Annotated in this window: 12 protein-coding genes; 3 read left to right on the top strand and 9 right to left on the bottom strand. The window is 60.6% G+C overall.

Annotated elements, in window-relative coordinates; all coding sequences use genetic code 11:
- Positions 1-4 precede the first annotated feature (4 nt).
- From dapE to ACR2TX_RS19430, 3 genes are read right to left on the bottom strand one after another with little or no spacing between them, the layout of a single operon-like run.
- Entirely contained in the window at positions 5-1,135 is a 1,131-nt protein-coding gene (gene dapE / locus ACR2TX_RS19440) for a succinyl-diaminopimelate desuccinylase (protein ID WP_434130553.1), read from the bottom strand.
- The gene (locus ACR2TX_RS19435) at positions 1,132-1,473 is read right to left on the bottom strand and encodes an ArsC family reductase (protein WP_077731322.1); all 342 of its coding nucleotides are present in this window, start codon (positions 1,471-1,473) and stop codon (positions 1,132-1,134) included. Before ACR2TX_RS19435 ends, dapE begins: the two co-directional genes overlap by 4 nt.
- Positions 1,470-2,036, bottom strand: coding sequence for a DUF2726 domain-containing protein (locus tag ACR2TX_RS19430; RefSeq protein WP_434130552.1), 567 nt, complete (start codon positions 2,034-2,036; stop codon positions 1,470-1,472). The genes ACR2TX_RS19435 and ACR2TX_RS19430 overlap by 4 nt, the downstream gene beginning before the upstream one ends.
- Before the next feature lie 637 nt (positions 2,037-2,673).
- Between ACR2TX_RS19430 and ACR2TX_RS19425 the strand changes: the two genes are divergently transcribed.
- Positions 2,674-3,195 carry a hypothetical protein gene (locus tag ACR2TX_RS19425; RefSeq protein WP_434130551.1) on the top strand — a complete coding sequence of 174 codons (522 nt, stop codon included), beginning with the start codon at positions 2,674-2,676 and terminating at the stop codon, positions 3,193-3,195.
- A 478-nt stretch (positions 3,196-3,673) separates the two neighbouring features.
- Here the strand turns inward: ACR2TX_RS19425 and ACR2TX_RS19420 are convergent, their stop codons facing one another.
- The 4 genes from ACR2TX_RS19420 to ACR2TX_RS19405 all read right to left on the bottom strand — a co-directional run bounded on the left by ACR2TX_RS19420 (position 3,674) and on the right by ACR2TX_RS19405 (position 8,145).
- Entirely contained in the window at positions 3,674-4,447 is a 774-nt protein-coding gene (locus tag ACR2TX_RS19420; RefSeq protein ID WP_434130550.1) for a CpsD/CapB family tyrosine-protein kinase, read from the bottom strand.
- 32 nt (positions 4,448-4,479) lie between these two features.
- A complete protein-coding gene (locus ACR2TX_RS19415; protein ID WP_434130549.1) occupies positions 4,480-6,231 on the bottom strand; it encodes a GumC family protein in 1,752 nt (583 codons plus the stop codon).
- 17 nt (positions 6,232-6,248) lie between these two features.
- On the bottom strand, positions 6,249-7,508 hold the full coding sequence (locus tag ACR2TX_RS19410; RefSeq protein WP_086135646.1) for a hypothetical protein: 1,260 nt from the start codon (positions 7,506-7,508) through the stop codon (positions 6,249-6,251).
- A gap of 61 nt (positions 7,509-7,569) precedes the next feature.
- Positions 7,570-8,145: a polysaccharide biosynthesis/export family protein gene (locus tag ACR2TX_RS19405; RefSeq protein ID WP_434130548.1), complete on the bottom strand. Its 576-nt coding sequence runs from the start codon at positions 8,143-8,145 to the stop codon at positions 7,570-7,572.
- A gap of 114 nt (positions 8,146-8,259) precedes the next feature.
- On the opposite strand from ACR2TX_RS19405, the gene ACR2TX_RS19400 reads away from it, so the two are divergent.
- Together ACR2TX_RS19400 and ACR2TX_RS19395 are read left to right on the top strand one after the other, a co-directional pair.
- Positions 8,260-10,650 carry a tetratricopeptide repeat protein gene (locus ACR2TX_RS19400; RefSeq protein WP_434130547.1) on the top strand — a complete coding sequence of 797 codons (2,391 nt, stop codon included), beginning with the start codon at positions 8,260-8,262 and terminating at the stop codon, positions 10,648-10,650.
- Entirely contained in the window at positions 10,647-12,176 is a 1,530-nt protein-coding gene (locus ACR2TX_RS19395; RefSeq protein ID WP_434130546.1) for a tetratricopeptide repeat-containing sulfotransferase family protein, read from the top strand. The genes ACR2TX_RS19400 and ACR2TX_RS19395 overlap by 4 nt, the downstream gene beginning before the upstream one ends.
- Positions 12,177-12,515: 339 nt before the next feature.
- Here ACR2TX_RS19395 and ACR2TX_RS19390 read toward each other — a convergent pair whose 3' ends face one another.
- A complete protein-coding gene (locus tag ACR2TX_RS19390) occupies positions 12,516-13,283 on the bottom strand; it encodes a VPLPA-CTERM sorting domain-containing protein (RefSeq protein WP_210024186.1) in 768 nt (255 codons plus the stop codon).
- 98 nt (positions 13,284-13,381) lie between these two features.
- Positions 13,382-15,637, bottom strand: a complete 2,256-nt coding sequence (locus tag ACR2TX_RS19385) for a cytochrome c peroxidase (protein ID WP_434130545.1) — start codon at positions 15,635-15,637, stop codon at positions 13,382-13,384.
- Positions 15,638-15,944 lie beyond the last annotated feature (307 nt).

Here is a 15,944-nt window from a genome sequence, read left to right as displayed (position 1 = left end):
TCCTCTAAGAAGCAAGCAGGTTAACGAGCACCTGCTCGTAAACCTTTGAAAGCTTGTCGATATCCTCGATACGTACGTGTTCGTTGACTTTGTGAATGCTGCCGTTGATCGGTCCCAGTTCGACGACCTGTGCTCCCGTCGGCGCGACGAAACGCCCGTCGGAGGTGCCGCCGCCGGTGTCCGGACTTGCGCGTCGCATAAGAACTGTTTCAAGCGCCTTTTGCGTGGCCTCGATCAGTTCCGGTTGGGTCGTCAGGAAGGGCGCGCCGGATAGCCGCCAGTTCAGCTCGTACCGCAAACCGTGTTTGTCCAAGATGGCGTGAACGCGCTGTTTTATCTGATCCTCCGTCAATGCCGTCGAAAAACGGAAGTTGAACAGGACCTCGAGCCGTCCCGGAATCACGTTTTCGGCGCCGGTTCCGGCCTGAATATTAGATATCTGGAAACTGGTGGGCGGAAAATACTCGTTGCCTTGGTCCCAGACCTCGCTGGTCAACTCCGACAAGGCGGGCGCGAATCGATGAATCGGATTTTCCGCTTTGTCCGGGTAAGCCACGTGGCCTTGCACGCCGAATATGCGCAGGACGCCGCATAGCGATCCGCGGCGACCGATACGGATCACGTCCCCTAGCGAAACGAAACTGGAGGGCTCGCCGATGAGACACCAGTCGATTTTTTCATCCCGATTCTTCAACGTTTCGATGACTTTGACCACACCGTTCGTCGCCGCGCCTTCCTCGTCACTGGTGAGAAGCAGGGCAATCGAGCCTTTATGATTGGGGTACCTGCTGACGAATCGCGTCAGCGCCGTGGTCATGGCGGCGATGCCGCTTTTCATATCCGCCGCGCCTCTTCCGTAGAGCTGACCGTCGCGAATAGTGGGTTCGAAGGGCGGCGAGTTCCAGTCCTCCGAAGGACCCGCGGGCACTACATCGGTATGGCCCAGAAAACAGAGCAAGGGTTCCGATTCGCCTCGCCTCAGCCAGATGTTTCTTGTATCGGCGAAATTGAGCCACTCGGTTTTGAAACCATAGGGTTCCAGCTTGGCAGCGATCAAATCCATGCAGCCTGCATCGTCGGGCGTAACCGAAGGGCGCCGAATCAGCTCGACGGTCAAATCCAAGGTATCGCTCATAGTGTCTTTTCGTACTGCTCCGGCGAAAATCCGCTCAAAATTTTATTGTTTGCTTTCAATACCGGCCGCTTGATCAGTGTCGGGAGCCGAACCATCAATTGCAGCGCTTTTTCGCGGTTTAGATCCAGCCGGTCGGCATCGGAGAGTTGGCGCCAAGTTGTGCTCCGTCGGTTAAGGAGCAATTCCCACCCGAGAGCGCGTTCGATGTCTTCGAGGACGGATAACTCCAATCCGTCCTCCCGGAAATCGTGGAAACGGTAGATTAGGCCGCGCGCATCTAGCCAGGCGCGCGCCTTCTTGCATGTATCGCAGTTTCGAATGCCGTAGAGAACAATCATGGGTCGAACTCGATATCTTCGATACTGGAAATTCGAGGCTCCTTACGGCCGTCCGATTCGACCAGATACAAGGGCTCCTTGCGGACAGCCGAAGCAATGCTTTGTTTGATTTCCATTGCGTCGTAAAACGGTCCGGCTTCGATTCGCACCAAAGGCAGACCAGCGGCGTCGCAGACCGCTCTTAAGGGATCAGCCGGTGTTGCGGCGGTTCGCTTTCCGGATACGGAATGTTCGTAAAGTTCCAAAGCGCAAGCGACGGATAGATCGGTTTTACCGCACAGGACAAAATCGAAACATCGGTCGCCAACTTGCTCGAAGGCTTTTCTTGCGCCTTCGTCGCGTTGGGAAATGAGCTCGATTACGGGAATTTTGCCAAAAATTTCATAGTCGTCGCCGATGGCCTGTTTTAGGGCGAAAAAGAAAACCCGTTCTTCGGACGAAAACAGAAAATCCTCTCTGCGATATGCGGATTTTCGTGCCTTTTCGGACGATCTCGACGAGCTTCGGACGAACAGCAGCAAGGCAGCAAGAGCGGCGATCCCGACAAGAATCAACCAATTCATTCATTTTCTCCAAAACGCCGTGTTCCCCAAGAGCGGATCTCGTCGGAAAAGCGCCGGGCACCCATCCATCGAAAAGAGCAGCAAATGCTGGAAAGGACAACTCGGCTCGAATATTTACCAGGGAGCTGGTAGACGATGATTGTTTAGTTTGCCGCGCATTATACCGAAAGCGGTTACCTCGTGTGACAGGTCGAAACAGGCAGCGATCCAGCTTGTCCAAGCAGAAGATCTCGATGCGGTGGAAAGAGCTGCAGTCGACCCGTCCGTATCCTTTGCGACTCGCACGAGCTACCGGCCGGGGTGCAAAAAAAGTAAGTTTCAAAGGATTTTTGCGAAACTTGACGGAATCGAGGCGGGAATTCTGTCTATATAGGCAAGAGAGACTTTCTACGTGAAGCCGCGCGGGTTTTATGGAACTGTTCCGGCAAAAAGAGACCCGACATTTCTGCCGGGTCTCTTGCCGCATGCACTGATGTTGGAGGCACAGTTAGAGCGGCAATAGCAGGGTAGCGCATAAGAGGAATTTTACGCAAGCCGTGCAAATACCCTGAAAGTCGAAAGTCTCTCATGCCTATTGGAACTCGGTTTGAGCGGCGTCGTTTTTTGTGCTCTGTAAGCCGGGTCACGAGGCCGAAGATTGAGCTTATTGGCTTTTTTCGATCCGCGCATTCTGCTCATAAAAGAGGATGGATGCTCTCAGTTCAAAATCAAAGAGCGATTGTCTAGTCGAGACACATCGTTTGCGCTCGGTGCCGCCGGGATATTTCCTACGCCCGACGGACGTCTCTCTCAATCCAAGCGAAAGGAGGCAATAATGGCGTATCGAACACTGGTAGTTCTCGCGAGTGTTGTAACGCTTTCCGCGAGCGTTGCAGTCACGGAGGCTCAGGAGCGGAGCCAGCAACGTTCGCAAACACAGGAACAAATCTATGGCAAGCAATTGATGACAGAGCAAGAGCGTGCCGAATATCGCGATAGAATGCGCGGCGCTAAGACGGCTGAAGAGCGCGAGCAAATTCGCAAGGAGCACCATGAGCGTATGAAGGAGCGCGCCAAGGAGCGCGGAGTGACCATTCCCGACGAGCCTCCGACCGGAAGAGGTGGCGGTATGGGGCCGGGCGGAGGAGGAATGGGCCCCGGGGGTGGCCGTAACCGCTAGCGATAGTTCGCGTAGAAATTATCCTGCACCGGCCCCGCTCAAGGGGCCGGGGGATTGCGACAATCTCTTGAAGACGCAGGAGGCGACGATCGAGGGCTGTTCCGCGCGAATAGGGCATTAGCGGAGGGCGCGCGGCGCTACTGCGATCCTTCAAATCGGAAACCGTGTCTCGGAGAGCGCCGGCGCCGCTCTTTCAATCGCAAACGAGCCTTTCTGCTGGCGCCCAAGCTCCTGCTTGGTGCCTTATCGCCTTATCCGAGAAGCTCTAGCTTTTTCCCGTAGCCGCTGCTAATCGAGACGCACGGGCTTGTCAACATGGGTTCTCCAACGGTCGTTTAGGAACCAGCGCACAGCACTTGAATCGTGTCTCTTCTCGACGCCTGGAATATGGCGTGGCCACCTTTTTCCTCGCGGTGGAAACCCGGCCGGATGACCGGACATCGCTGAGGCCGGGCATCCTTTCCCGCCGGTGGGGCCGTCAGCTGCCCGGTCCGGGTTCGGCCTTGTTGAGGAGGGTGCCGAGGAGGGGGGTGGTGTTGAGGTGGGCGAGGGCCTCTTCGAGTTCGGCGTGGGTGGTGCGGCCGGCCTCGAGCACCAGCAGGGCGGCGTCGACATGGGGGGCGAAGGCGAGGGCGTCGGCGGTGGTCAAGTGGGGCAGGTCGAACACCACGATGCGGCTCGGATAGCGGTGCTTCAATTCGTCCACCAGGCGCGCCATCTTCGGCGAGGCGAGGAGTTCCGAGGCATCGGGCAAGGGCCGGTGGCCCGGCAGGACGACGAAGCGGCCGATGCCCTTGGGGTTGATCAGCAGGCGCTCGATCGGCACATCGTCGAGGAGATAATCGCTGAGCCCGTACTGGGGGGTGAAGCCGAACGCGGTGTGGACGCTCGGATGGCGGAGATTGGCATCGACCAGGAGGACGGTCTGGCTGACGTCGAGGGCGAGGCTCAGGGCCAGGTTGATCGCGGCGACGGTCTTGCCCGCCTGGGGGTTGGGGCTGGTGACGGCGAGCGCGTTCCAGCCGCGCTCGCGGAGGATCTGCAAGACCTTGGTGCGGAGCACCTTATAGGCGTCCACATAGGGGCCGGGCGGGTAGCCGGCGATGAGCCGCTGGCGGCGCAGCACCTCGCGGCGGACCTCGATCGAGCGGGTGGTCGTGTACTCGATCCGCTCGGCGGGCGCCGGGGCCGCGGGCGATCCGCCGCGCGGACCGGGGGTGGGGGTTGCGAACGAAGGGGCAATCGATTCCATCACGGGCACTCCGGGTAAAAAGAGAGACAGGGTTAGCCGAGGGCGGTGTCGAGCTTCCGAAGACCCCGGAACCAGAGCACATCCAGCGGGGTCCAGAACCAATGGATCAGGCACACGGTCAGGAGCAGGGCGCCGAACCCGAGGCCGGCCAGGATCAGGCGCTGGCGGCTCTGATCGATCGCGAGCTCATCGGTCGTGAGATACGGGACCACCGCGAGCGGGGCGGTGCCGACCAGGGCGGCGACGGCCCGGGCGGTGCGGACGGTCTGATCGAAGGTGGTGCGCAGCGCGATCGTGCCGACCGCGGCGGCGAGGCCCAACAGCAGACCGAGGATGACGATCGCCGGGCGGTTCGGCTTGATCGGCTTTTCCGGCAACAAAGGCGGCTCGATGATGGAAAAGCGCTCGCCCTTGCTTTTGCGCTCCAGCTGCTCCCCGATCTGGGCCTCCATCTGCTTCGCCCTCAATTCCCGATAGCGGTTGGCGGCGTTCTCGTAATCCCGCATCAGGGCCAGATACTGGCGCTCGGTGTCCGGCGTGCGCTGCAGCCGGTCCTGGTAATCGGCCAGCTTCGCCTCGAGCTCGAGCCGGCGCTGTTTGAGCGCCTCGATCTCCTGGCGGGTGCTGGCTTTCTGGGCGGACAGATTCACATAGGCCGGATTGTCCGGCTGGCGGGCGGCGATCGCCCGCGCCGTCGTCTCGGCCGAAGGCTCGGCCAGGGCCTTTTCGTAGGCGGCGATCTTGGCCGTGACGGCGACGACATCGGGGTGATCGGGCGCATGGGTGTCCTCGAGCACCGCCAACTCCCCCTTCAGATGCGCGAGCGTCTTGACCGTGTCGAGCGCGTGATCGACCGGCCCGAGTTCGCGCTCCAAGGCCTCGATCTCGCGCCGCGCCTTCACGACATCCGGATGCTTATCGGCATACCGGCTGGTCAGGGCGACCAGCTCGGTCTGAAGGTGCTTCAACCGGTCCTGCTTGCTCAGAATGCGCTCCCCGGTGCCCGATACGATCGGCGTCTCCGGGGCGATTTGCGAGAGCTCCGCGTCCAGATAGAGGGCGCGCTCCTGGAGCGTCCTAAGCTGCAGATCGAGCGACTGAAGCTCCTGCTCGGTCTGCTGCAGGAACTGCAAATTCAGCGCCTTCTGCTCCGGCAGGGCGTACAGATGGGCTTCCTTGAACTGCGCCAGCGTCTGTTCCAGCTCGGTGACGTAGGCCCCGATCTGCTCGACCTCCTCGGTGAGGAAATCGGAGGCTTCCTGGGTCTTCTGAGTGCGCGTCTTCAGATTCTCCTCGAGATAGAGCGACGTGATCTCGTTGGCCACCCGCTGCACGGTATCGGGATGGCGGCCGTCGTAGGACAGGCTGAAAGCGATCGTCGCCTTGGTCGGATGGCCGGATTTGGGATCGATGACCTCCGCGCTGATCGGCTGGAAGGCGATATCCTCGCGCATCATCTCGACGATCTCGTCGGTGGTCTTCTTCTGGCGCTCTTTCGCATAGAGATCGAACTTCTCGACGATCGTCAGGAGATGCGCGCGGGTCATCACCCGCTGGCTGATCATCTGCAGCCGCTCGGCGGCATAACTCGTGATGGTGGAGCGGACCAGGTCGGACGGGATCTCCTGCTCCTCGATCAGAATCGTCGCGGTCGAGCGGTAGGTCGGCGGCAACAGCAGCGCGGTCAGGACGCCGAGCGTGAACAGTCCGCCCAGAATCGCGCCGAAGGCGGCGCGATGGCGGCGAAAGGTGGCGAGATAATCGCTGAGTGCTTTTTCTTCCATTGATCGGTCTCTCAAACTCAAAACTGGAATGGGTCGAAGTCGTACTTGAGCGTCACAAAGACGGCATGGGCCTCCTGACGGCCGGAAAACAAACCGCCGCGCTCCCCGAGATCGCGGAGGGTGTACTGATACGACGCGCCGAGGCGCCAGCGCTCGGTCACGGCATAAGACAGATCGCCGCCGATCCGGTAATACGCCTGGGTCAGGCGATCGCCGTTCGCATCGGGCAGCGACTGATCGGTGTAGGACAGATTCAGGGCGGCGTTCAGGCGCTCCGACACCTGCCGGCGGGCCGTGACCGTCACCCGATCCGACTCGAACAGGGTGCCGTTGATCGAAGGGCTGATCTGATGGGCGTAATTCAGCTCGACGTCCCCGGTGTCGAAGCGCTGCCGCGCGCTCGCGGTGACCAAGGGGCCGAACTGGCGGTCCTTGAGCGTGACCGTCTCCCGGACCGTGACCGGCACCAGCAGCAGCGGGTCCAGGCTGACGATCTGAAAACCGTCGAGGCGCAAGGTTTCCAATTGAGTCTCCGAATCGCTGAACTGACCGCCGCCGGAGACGCCGACCTCGAGCGTCTCGGTCAGGGCGTACTGAAAGCCCGCCAGGGCGTTGAGATAATCGATCGCGCGCCGGTCGGCGCGATAGGCGGTATAAGCCAGCGTCCCCGAGAGCAACAAGCGTTCGGTCAGCTGATGCTCGAGTCCGGACGACGCCGTATGCGCGGTCGAACTGACAAAGGCGAACCCAGCCCGGGCCTCGTAATCCGAGGCCTGATACGCATAGCCCAGGGTCAGCCGGGTGCGCTCGTCCAGCGCATAGGTCCAGGACGGGGCGACGGTGGTTTCAGCCCGCTGCACGCGGGTCAACACGATTCCGACCAGGACATCGGACTGCGACGACAGCAGGGCGTCATCGGTATGGTTCACCGTGAGCGCCCAGCGCGACCGCTCGGTCGCATAATGGGCATCGAGGTCCAGATACTGATTCTGGGTGTCGATGGCGTCGATCGGCGTATAAAAAAGATTTTGCAGGCGCGCCCGGCTCTTCACCTGCCAGTGAGGTTCCGCCGCGACGAGCTGGGTGGTGAAGCCGAGATCGGTGCCGAAGACCGCCTGAGGATCGAGCCGGTCCGGCAACAGCTGGATATTGGAATGATACTGCTGGCTCACGCTGGCCGCCGCCTCGAGGTGCCAGTCCACGCCGAAGCTCGGGCGGGCGACGGCCATACCGAGCCCCACGCCGGCCCAGGCCAGCCGCTGAATCGTCCCCCGCATGCTCAGCCGCCTCGCGCGCGCCTGGGGCCGGCCGGATCGCGCCTCACGCGGGCCCGGCGCCTCAACGGACAACCACGACGTCGCCGTTCATCAGCAGAATGTTCTGCTCCAGGTCCTCGCCGGCGGCCACGGCGTCGTAATCGAACGGCAGGGGCGTGGTCTGATCGCCCCGTTGGCGGAGGATGGTGATGTCGTCGCGGTCGGCGAAAGGGGTGAGCCCGCCGGCGAGCGCCAGGGCGTGCATCACGGTGACCCGGCCGGGGGTGACGAACTCGCCGGGTTTATTGACCTTGCCGACCACATAAATCTTCTGGCTGGTGGTGATCACCGACACCGAGACGACCGGGTCGGCGAGGTACTCGCTCAAGCGTTCGGTGACGGTGGCGCGGACGTCCTCGACGGTGAGGCCGCCGGCCGCGAGGTCGCCGACCAGGGGGAAGGAGAGGCCGCCGTCGGCGCGGACCAGGACCTGTTTGGTAAGGCCCTCCTCGCGCCACACCGAAATCTCCAGCACGTCTCCGGGGACAATGCGGTAGTCCTGTGGCATTTGCAGCAGTGGTGTGGGATTTGCCGCATCCGCCGAGACGCTGCCGGCGGCGATGAACAGTACGATGAGCGTGAATAGTTGTCGATACATGCTTGTTTTACTGGCATAGAGAACGCAACTTACGTGCAAATTAGGGGCCAAGATGGATCGGCATCAAATTTGTAAGCTGGCTCACTCTCACTGTTGTATTCCACGGAGTTTGTTATGAAGTTCAGATTGACTCGGCCCGTTCCGGCCTGGGTGGTGGTGGCCTGGGTGTTGACCGCGTGCGGCGGGGCGGAGGAGCGCAAGGCCGCGCACCTGGCGCGCGGCCTCCAGTATGTCGAGGCGCAGAATCTGGACAAGGCCAAGGTCGAGTTCAAGAACGTCCTGCAGATCGACCCCAAGGCCGCGAGCCCCTATTTCTACCTGGGCCGGATCGAAGAAGACCAGAAGCACTGGCGCGAGGCGTTCGCCCTCTATCAAAAGGCGGTCGAACTCGACCCGACCCACCGCGACGCCCAGCTCAAACTGGCGAAGTTCTACCTGCTGGCGAAGGACGCCGCGAAAGCCCAGGAACTCCTGGGGCCGGTGGCCGAGGAACGGCCCTCGGACCTCGAAGTGCGGATGCTGAAGGCGGCGATCGCGAACCTCCAGGGGGACAGCGCGTCGATGCGGGCGCAACTGGAGGCGATCGTGGCGGAGCAGCCGGCCCGGCCCGACCCCTATCTGGTGCTGGCCCTCCATTGGGCCCAGCAAGGACAGCCGGCCGAAGCGATCGGGGTGCTCGAAACCGGGCTCAAGATCCAGCCGAACCAGCCGGCGCTGCTGATGGCGCTGGCGAGGCTGCACCAGCAACAGGGCCAGGCGGAGGCGGCGGAAGAGACCCTCAAGGCCCTGATCGCGGCCCAACCCGACCGCCTCGAACACCGGGGGCTGCTGACCGAACTTTACCTCAAGCAGCGTCGCTTCGACGCCGCGGAAGCAACGCTCCGCACCGCCCAGAAGGACTTCCCCGAGGACCCGAGAGCACCGCTGTGGCTCGCCGAGTTTTTCGTGAAGCGCGGCGACGGGGCGCGGGCGGTCAGCGAACTGACCGCGGTCATCGCGGCCCGCCCGACGCTCACCGCCCTGCGCTTCGGGCTCGCCCAGGTGCACCAACAGCTCGGCGAGGCCGATCAGGCGGAAAGCGTCTACCGCGCCCTGATCGCCGACCACGAAAACCAGCCGGACGGCTTCAAGGCCATGACGCAGCTGGCGGAGCTTTTGGCGAAGCGCGGGCGGAGCGACGAGGCGCGGGACCTGGTGAAACAGGTGCTGGCGGAAAACCCCAAAGACCATCCGGCGCTATCGCTTGAAGGCCGGCTGGCGCTGGCGCGGCGGGAAGCCCAGGACGCCATCGCCGCGTTCCGGGCCTTGTTGAAAGATCAGCCGGAGTCGACCGAGGTGCTGACCCGGCTGGCCCAGGCCTATCTCCTGGACGGCAAGCCCGCCCTGGCCCAGGAACAACTGGACAAGGCGGTGGCCGTGAACCCTGCGGACTACCGGCTGAGGAAACTGCTGGTCGAATTCCTGGTCGGGCAGAAAAACCCCAGCCTGGCCCTCGACAAGCTCAACGAATTCCTCAAGCAACAGCCGAAGCACCTCGACGGGCTCAACCTCAAGGCGGACCTGCTGGTGGCGAGCCAGCAGACGGACGCCCTGGAGCCGCTCCTCAAGGAGATCAAGGACCGCTTCCCCGATAAAGCCGTCGGGCCGTTCCGCCTGGGCCAACTCTACCAAAGCCGGAAACAGCCCGAGGCGGCGCTGGCGGAATACGAAACGGCGCTTTCCCGCGCCCAAAACGACTACGAGCCCTTGAAGGCCATCGTCGGGCTCCACCTCGCCGCGCAGCAGCCGGAGAAGGCGCTGGCGCGGATCCGGAAAGCCCTGAAGGACGATCCGAAGCACCCGACCGCCCACCAATTACTGGGGCTCTACCATCTGGCGCGGAACCAGGAGACGGAGGCCATCCAAGCCTTTGAGCGGGCGATCGAGATCCATCCCCAATGGCGGCTGCCGTACCACAACCTTGCCGCGGTCCATGAGCAGAAAAAGGACCTGAAGGGCGCGGCGGCGGCCTACCGGCGGGCGCTGGCGGCGGCGCCCGAGGACCGCGCGGCGCGGATGGGACTGGCCAGGGTCCTGGAGCGCAGCAAGGACTGGGCGGGGGCCATGGCGGAATATGAGGCGGTCCTGGCCCGCAACCCGAATGACGCGCTGGCGCGCAACAACCTGGCCGCCCTGCTCAGCCTGGATGCGGCCGACCGGGACAAACTCCAGCGGGCGCTGGCGTTGGCCCAGCGGTTCGAGACGGCGACCGAGCCTGCGTTTCTTGACACGCTCGGTTGGATTTACCGGCAGTTGGGCGAGTTGACGACGGCGCGGGGGCTGTTGGAAAAGGCCGTGGCGCAGGCGCCCGAGGTGCCCATTTTCCAGTATCACCTCGGCATGGTGTACCTCCAGGCGGGTGATAAGGCCCTGGCCAAGGAGCGCCTGGAAAAGGCCGTGGTCAAGGACAGCGATTACCTGGGCCTCGAGGAAGCGAAACAGGCCCTTGCCGGCGTTTCCGAATGACAAGCTTCATGCAGCGCGGTTATGCCGCCATCCAATCCCGAAACACGGCAGAAGCCGCCGCGTGGTTCGAAAAGGCGGTGGCGGAAAATCCGAAAGACGCGCAGGCCAAGGCTTGCTTGGGACAAGCCTTATGCTGGCTGGGCAGACGCGATCAAGGCATCGTCCATTTGCGCCAGTCCGGTCAGTTATTGCTGAAAAAAGCGCGCAAGAGCCGGGATATCGGTTTGCTGCTCGGGCTTACCGAGCAGCTGCAATTCTGGAACGATTATCGGGGATCGCTGGAATTGGCGAAACAGGCGGTGCAGATCGATAGTTCGCAGGTTCGCGGTTTTCAACTGCTGACGCTTGCCCACTCGAGGTTGAATCAGAACAAATCGGCATTGGCGGCTTGCCGGCAGGCGGTCAAACGGGCGCCGCATAGCGCTATGCTGCAAATTTTATTGGCGAGCCTGGAAACGGCCGACGGGAGTTGCGACGAAGCAAAACAAAGGCTCGAAAACGTTTTGAAAGGTTTTCCGACGCCTGAAGAAAGATTCCGGGCGCATAAGGAATTGGCGCGGATACACGACAAGCTCAAGGCATACGACCAGGTGTTCGGCCATTTGCACGCTGCCGCGGATGCGTCCGCCTTGCTGCCGGAAGTCAGAAAGCAGGATGTCACTCTAGTTCCGAATTTGATCAGAACCAACACCGCCGGTTTTACTCGGGAACTGCTGGCTCGCTGGTCGGAAACCGCGCTTCCGCAGGATCATCGAGCGCCCCCGGTGTTCCTCGTGGGGTTCATGCGCTCGGGGACTACGCTCACTCAGGAAGTTCTGGATGCCCACCCGGATGTTTTCGTTGCCGACGAAGCGGACTTGATTTTCGCCTTGGGAAAGGAACTGGACCGCATGTCCGGGTCGACCGGGACGACGCCCGAACAGCTTGGGAAGCTCGATCTGGCCGGCGTGACGCATTTGCGCCGGTTCTACTGGAACCGGGCGCGGGAACGGTTCGGAGACAAGATCGACACACGGATTTTCGTGGACAAGACTACGATGAATACCATCGATTTGGGACTCATCAATTGCATTTTTCCGGAGGCCAAGCTTGTTTTCGTCATGCGCGATCCGCGCGATGTGTGCTTGAGCTGTTTCATGCAGACCATGATTCCGAACCCCTCTACCGTCCAACTGCTGAGCTGGAAGGGAACGGCGGCCTTTTACGCGCAGGTCATGGAGTGGTGGATGTGCATGAAAACGCGGATGACGCTGGATTTCGTCGAATTCCGTTACGAGGATGCCGTATCCGGATTCGAGACGACCTTCCGCGAAGTGTTCGCCTTTCTCGGGCTTTCCTGGGATCCGGCGGTTGCCGATTTTCACAAGCGGGCGGCGGGAAAATACATCAATAGCCCCAGTTTCAACCAGGTGGCGCAGCCGCTTTACGCCTCGTCGGTCGGGCGCTGGCGATATTACGAACCGGAGTTTGCGCAGGTGTCCGAGATCCTCATGCCGTTCGTCGCCGGCTTTGGATACGATCCCTGAGGATTTGAGACATATTCGTTTAGAGCATTTTCCGGCTAGGCTAGCGCCCCCAAGGCGCAGTAGGTCGGCAATCCTTTGCCGACACGACGAGACATCTTTGTCGGCAAAGGGTTGCCGACCCACGATTATAGTGTTGGCGTGGAAGCTGGCTTCAGCCGACGATAACTCCAAATCGCTTTCAATCCGGTATTCATTTTTGCCGGGCGGGTGAGGCCGCGAGACCGTAACCCACCGAGCGGCCTTGAATCGGTGGGTTACGCTCCGCTAACCCACCCTACGATTCATGTTCACTCGAATGTCGAATGGAATAAGTAGGTCGGAAATCCGTTTCCGACGGAATCAGGCCATCGCTTTCCGTTTTCTCATGCTCGAAAACGTCAAAAGGCCCGTGATAAAGAACCAAACGGCCGCAGGAAGGGGAACCGGCGAAGCCTGCAGATTGCCGTTGATCCACACGTCGGCGTGAAGACCTTCCGAGGCATTCGGGCCTAGGCTGAAAAGCAACGGCCCCGATGAGCCTGACGTTGCCGCATTATCCAGACCGTATACCGAGGCATTCACGAAACCAAAGCCCAGACTGGGAGAAACATTGGTGAAGCCCGGAAGGAAACTGTCGGAACTGCTGGTCCTGAAGTAGTCGAGAAATATATCGGTGTCCGCAGACTGCCCGCTGGCGGTAGCAGTCAATTCGAAATCCAGAGCAAGTTCGATGGCATAGCTGTCGCTGCCGAGGTTGTTGAAATCCAGGCGGAACCACCCCAGGTGGGAAGAGGCTACCGTACCATCGGTTACATTGCCGCCTACTGCGAATGTCCGACTGAAACTGGTTTCGACGCTAACCGGGCCCACGGTTGGATTGTCGGCTGCGATTGCGCCGTCACCGGTGGTCGCCACATAGGAATCGGGAGCGCCCGCCTGCTCGAAATAACCGAGAATTTGGAGTCCCGACAAGTCACCCGGATTGTTGAGGTTGGTGATGTTAGTGATGGTATAGGTCAGTGTCGCGTCGCTGCTGAACGCACTGGCCGCCAGTGTCGTTTGGGCGCTCGACAAACCCATTACCACCAAGGTGGCTAGTACTTTGTAGTTTTTAGTAAGCGGTTTCATGCATATCTCCTAAAAATAGAGGCCGGTGCGAATGAAAGCCGGGCACTCATTGATTGCCCGGCTTTCGATCCGCGGCAGCCGGATCCATTTCGGCCTGACTACGGTTCCAAATAATTTTCGAACGGCAGAATCGGATCGGTCGCGCCGTTCGCCCCAACCGCCGGAATCGTCAAGGTGTCCTCTGTAGCCAAATTTGGATCCAGCGGATTGCCCGCAGTCACGGATTGGCTATCTCCGCTGTGCCCATGGGGTACGACGATCTCCGGATGATCGAACGGCGCCTTTTCGTAACGTACCCGGTCGTCGGTGAAGGTTTTCAAGAAGGCGAGCAGATGCGTGCGTTTAATGGGATTCTCGGCCAACGTGACACTGTCCATTAACGAATGCTTATCGGGATTGTTGACATTGCCGAACCGGGAGTAGAACTCGAGGACTTCTTCCAGGGTGGCCATGCTGCCGTTATGCATGTAGGGCCCCGTCAGTTCGATATTCCTTAGCCCTGGTATTTTGAAAACCGCTTTCTTGGCCACGGCCAACTTGCCCGGTGCCGAAACGAGAGCGGCATTTGCGGCCGCAATGGTGGGACTGTATTTGCGTAGGGAATTCAGGCAGTTTTGATCGCGCAGCACACCCTCACGGCTGCCGTCGATTTCTATGCCGTCGGGTATGGTGAATACTGTGGAAATCACGCTATTGGTGTTTAACGCAAGAGGCGTCAGAAAATCGCAACTGCGGACGTTGTCGACGCCCGGATCGACTATCCCTGAATCATTGCCGAGCAAATATTGAACGTACTGATCGGAGAACGACAAGGGATTACCGAAATCGTCGACGCCTCCTACCCCCGGATCGGCATCCGGATCGCCGACGCCGGTATTTGCGAAACCCATATCCATCAACCGCTGGCCGCCTGAAGCGACATCTCGGATAACGACATTAACATCGCGGTTGATGCCGGCAGCCGCGGCTCCGTTCGAGGGGCCAAGAGCATTGGGACCGTACTCGATCAAGCTATGATCCGGACCGAAATACATACCCGGCGTGGGCGTCACCAAAGTGCTGTTCGTGACCATGGCGGCGGTGGTCATGGTCGGGCCGGCATGACACAGGTTGCAGTGATTGTCCACGAAGGTCTGGAATCCATCCGTCAACACGTCGATTTCTTCCTGAGTCTTGCCCATGCCCTGCCAGGTTGGCCTGTGCGTCTGCGGATCGCGAGGCGACAAGTCGATGGGGGCTTGATCGGATACCAGCGTGGACTGATAAAGCTGAAGCGCTATGCCGAAAAACATGGAAAAGTTGGCTTCCATCTGGTTGTAAGGCGTTTGCCCGGAAGGCGCGCCGAACGGACCAAGGCCGCCGTAAGACCAGTACTTCGGATTGAATGCCTGAGTGATCATGTTCTTGTAGGTCGTGCTCAGTCCGGGTTTCAGAGTCCCCGGCGAACTCAGGCTGAATGGTCCCAGTACACTGTCTTCATGATGGACCTTCTGATACTGCAAGGGCTGGCGCAGCAGCAGCTTTCTGCCAATGGCCGGCCACGTGCGCTGCCTGCAACTCATTTCCGAATCGCTCAACGGAGGCCCCATGGCCTGAGAGGCGAGCGAAGAGTTTTCCAGATGCAAGCGCTGCTTGACCACGCTTCGGGCGTTGATTTTTACCCAGACCCCGGCATCGGGATCGCGGTCGCCCCAGGGACTGCTGCCGTTGAAGATGTTGTTGGCTCGGCCGTCCCAGAAATTGCGGTGGTTGAACACGGCGTTGATGACGGTGGGCGTGTTCCTGGGCTCGACCCGTCTCGTGCCGACATGATTGACGTGAAACACGGGATCGGCGCTGCGGGCACATTGATCGCTCGTGCCGGTGAATTTCGAAGCGCCGATAAAGTCACCGCTGAACGTGCCGGCTGAAGAAACGACGTCGTCGGTCGCGAAAGCGACTCCGCTTTCTTGATGCAAGGGATCGTTGAACCGGAAAGTCGGAAAGTCGTTGCGGGTCAATGTGTGGTTGGCGCCCCCGGAGCCCGACGGCAGTGCCTCGAAAGTTTGGCCGGTCGGACTGCTGCTCTTTTCCCCCGGATTCAGCTGATTCTTGACGCGCCGATCCGCCCCGGCATGGTAATGGCAGGAGGCACAGGCCATGCCGTCGCTGCCGACGTTCATGTCCCAAAACAGAGCCTTGCCCAGGGCGATGGCCATGTTCTTGTTGACGACGATGGGATCGGAGCCGTCCAAGAGACCCGGAACCGGCGGAATGGGCACCTTTTGCAAGGGCATGGGCTCTGGGCCGTGGGCGAACGCCGACTGCGCGATCAGCAGGCAAACCCCCAAAAGGACGTAGTTGATAGACCGCATGTTTTTACCTCGAAGTTGGCGGCCTTAGAACCTCTCCCCCGAGGTTCCGCCGCGGGAAACGCTTATCCATGTTCGTAAAAAGCGGGGCAGGGACCAATGTCCTTACCCCAATACCGTTTGTCTAAGATTTTTCCGTTCGGGTTGAGCGCAGCCCTTTGGAGCGTAGCGGAGAAGGGCGAAGTCGAAGCTCCGGAGAGGCCGTTCATCCTTCGACTTCGTCCCGCGCACCATATAAGCGATGGCGCGGAACTACGCTCAGGGTGAACGGTGTCTTCTGTCTGAACGAACGGCATTGCCTCTGCCCCGC

Origin of the sequence: Methylocaldum sp. GT1BB (assembly GCF_051027545.1) — a bacterium.
Taxonomy (GTDB): domain Bacteria; phylum Pseudomonadota; class Gammaproteobacteria; order Methylococcales; family Methylococcaceae; genus Methylocaldum.
The sequence above is the reverse complement of the archived record's forward strand: the minus strand, read 5'-3'. Positions and strand labels throughout refer to the sequence as shown.

Bases quoted from the DNA above. Each gene is read 5' to 3' on its own strand.
- dapE (WP_434130553.1), bottom strand. From the start codon at position 1,135: ATGAGCGATACCTTGGATTTGACCGTCGAGCTGATTCGGCGCCCTTCG.
- ACR2TX_RS19435 (WP_077731322.1), bottom strand. From the start codon at position 1,473: ATGATTGTTCTCTACGGCATTCGAAACTGCGATACATGCAAGAAGGCG.
- ACR2TX_RS19430 (WP_434130552.1), bottom strand. From the start codon at position 2,036: ATGAATTGGTTGATTCTTGTCGGGATCGCCGCTCTTGCTGCCTTGCTG.
- ACR2TX_RS19420 (WP_434130550.1), bottom strand. From the start codon at position 4,447: ATGGAATCGATTGCCCCTTCGTTCGCAACCCCCACCCCCGGTCCGCGC.
- ACR2TX_RS19415 (WP_434130549.1), bottom strand. From the start codon at position 6,231: ATGGAAGAAAAAGCACTCAGCGATTATCTCGCCACCTTTCGCCGCCAT.
- ACR2TX_RS19410 (WP_086135646.1), bottom strand. From the start codon at position 7,508: ATGCGGGGGACGATTCAGCGGCTGGCCTGGGCCGGCGTGGGGCTCGGT.
- ACR2TX_RS19405 (WP_434130548.1), bottom strand. From the start codon at position 8,145: ATGTATCGACAACTATTCACGCTCATCGTACTGTTCATCGCCGCCGGC.
- ACR2TX_RS19400 (WP_434130547.1), top strand. From the start codon at position 8,260: ATGAAGTTCAGATTGACTCGGCCCGTTCCGGCCTGGGTGGTGGTGGCC.
- ACR2TX_RS19395 (WP_434130546.1), top strand. From the start codon at position 10,647: ATGACAAGCTTCATGCAGCGCGGTTATGCCGCCATCCAATCCCGAAAC.
- ACR2TX_RS19390 (WP_210024186.1), bottom strand. From the start codon at position 13,283: ATGAAACCGCTTACTAAAAACTACAAAGTACTAGCCACCTTGGTGGTA.
- ACR2TX_RS19385 (WP_434130545.1), bottom strand. From the start codon at position 15,637: ATGCGGTCTATCAACTACGTCCTTTTGGGGGTTTGCCTGCTGATCGCG.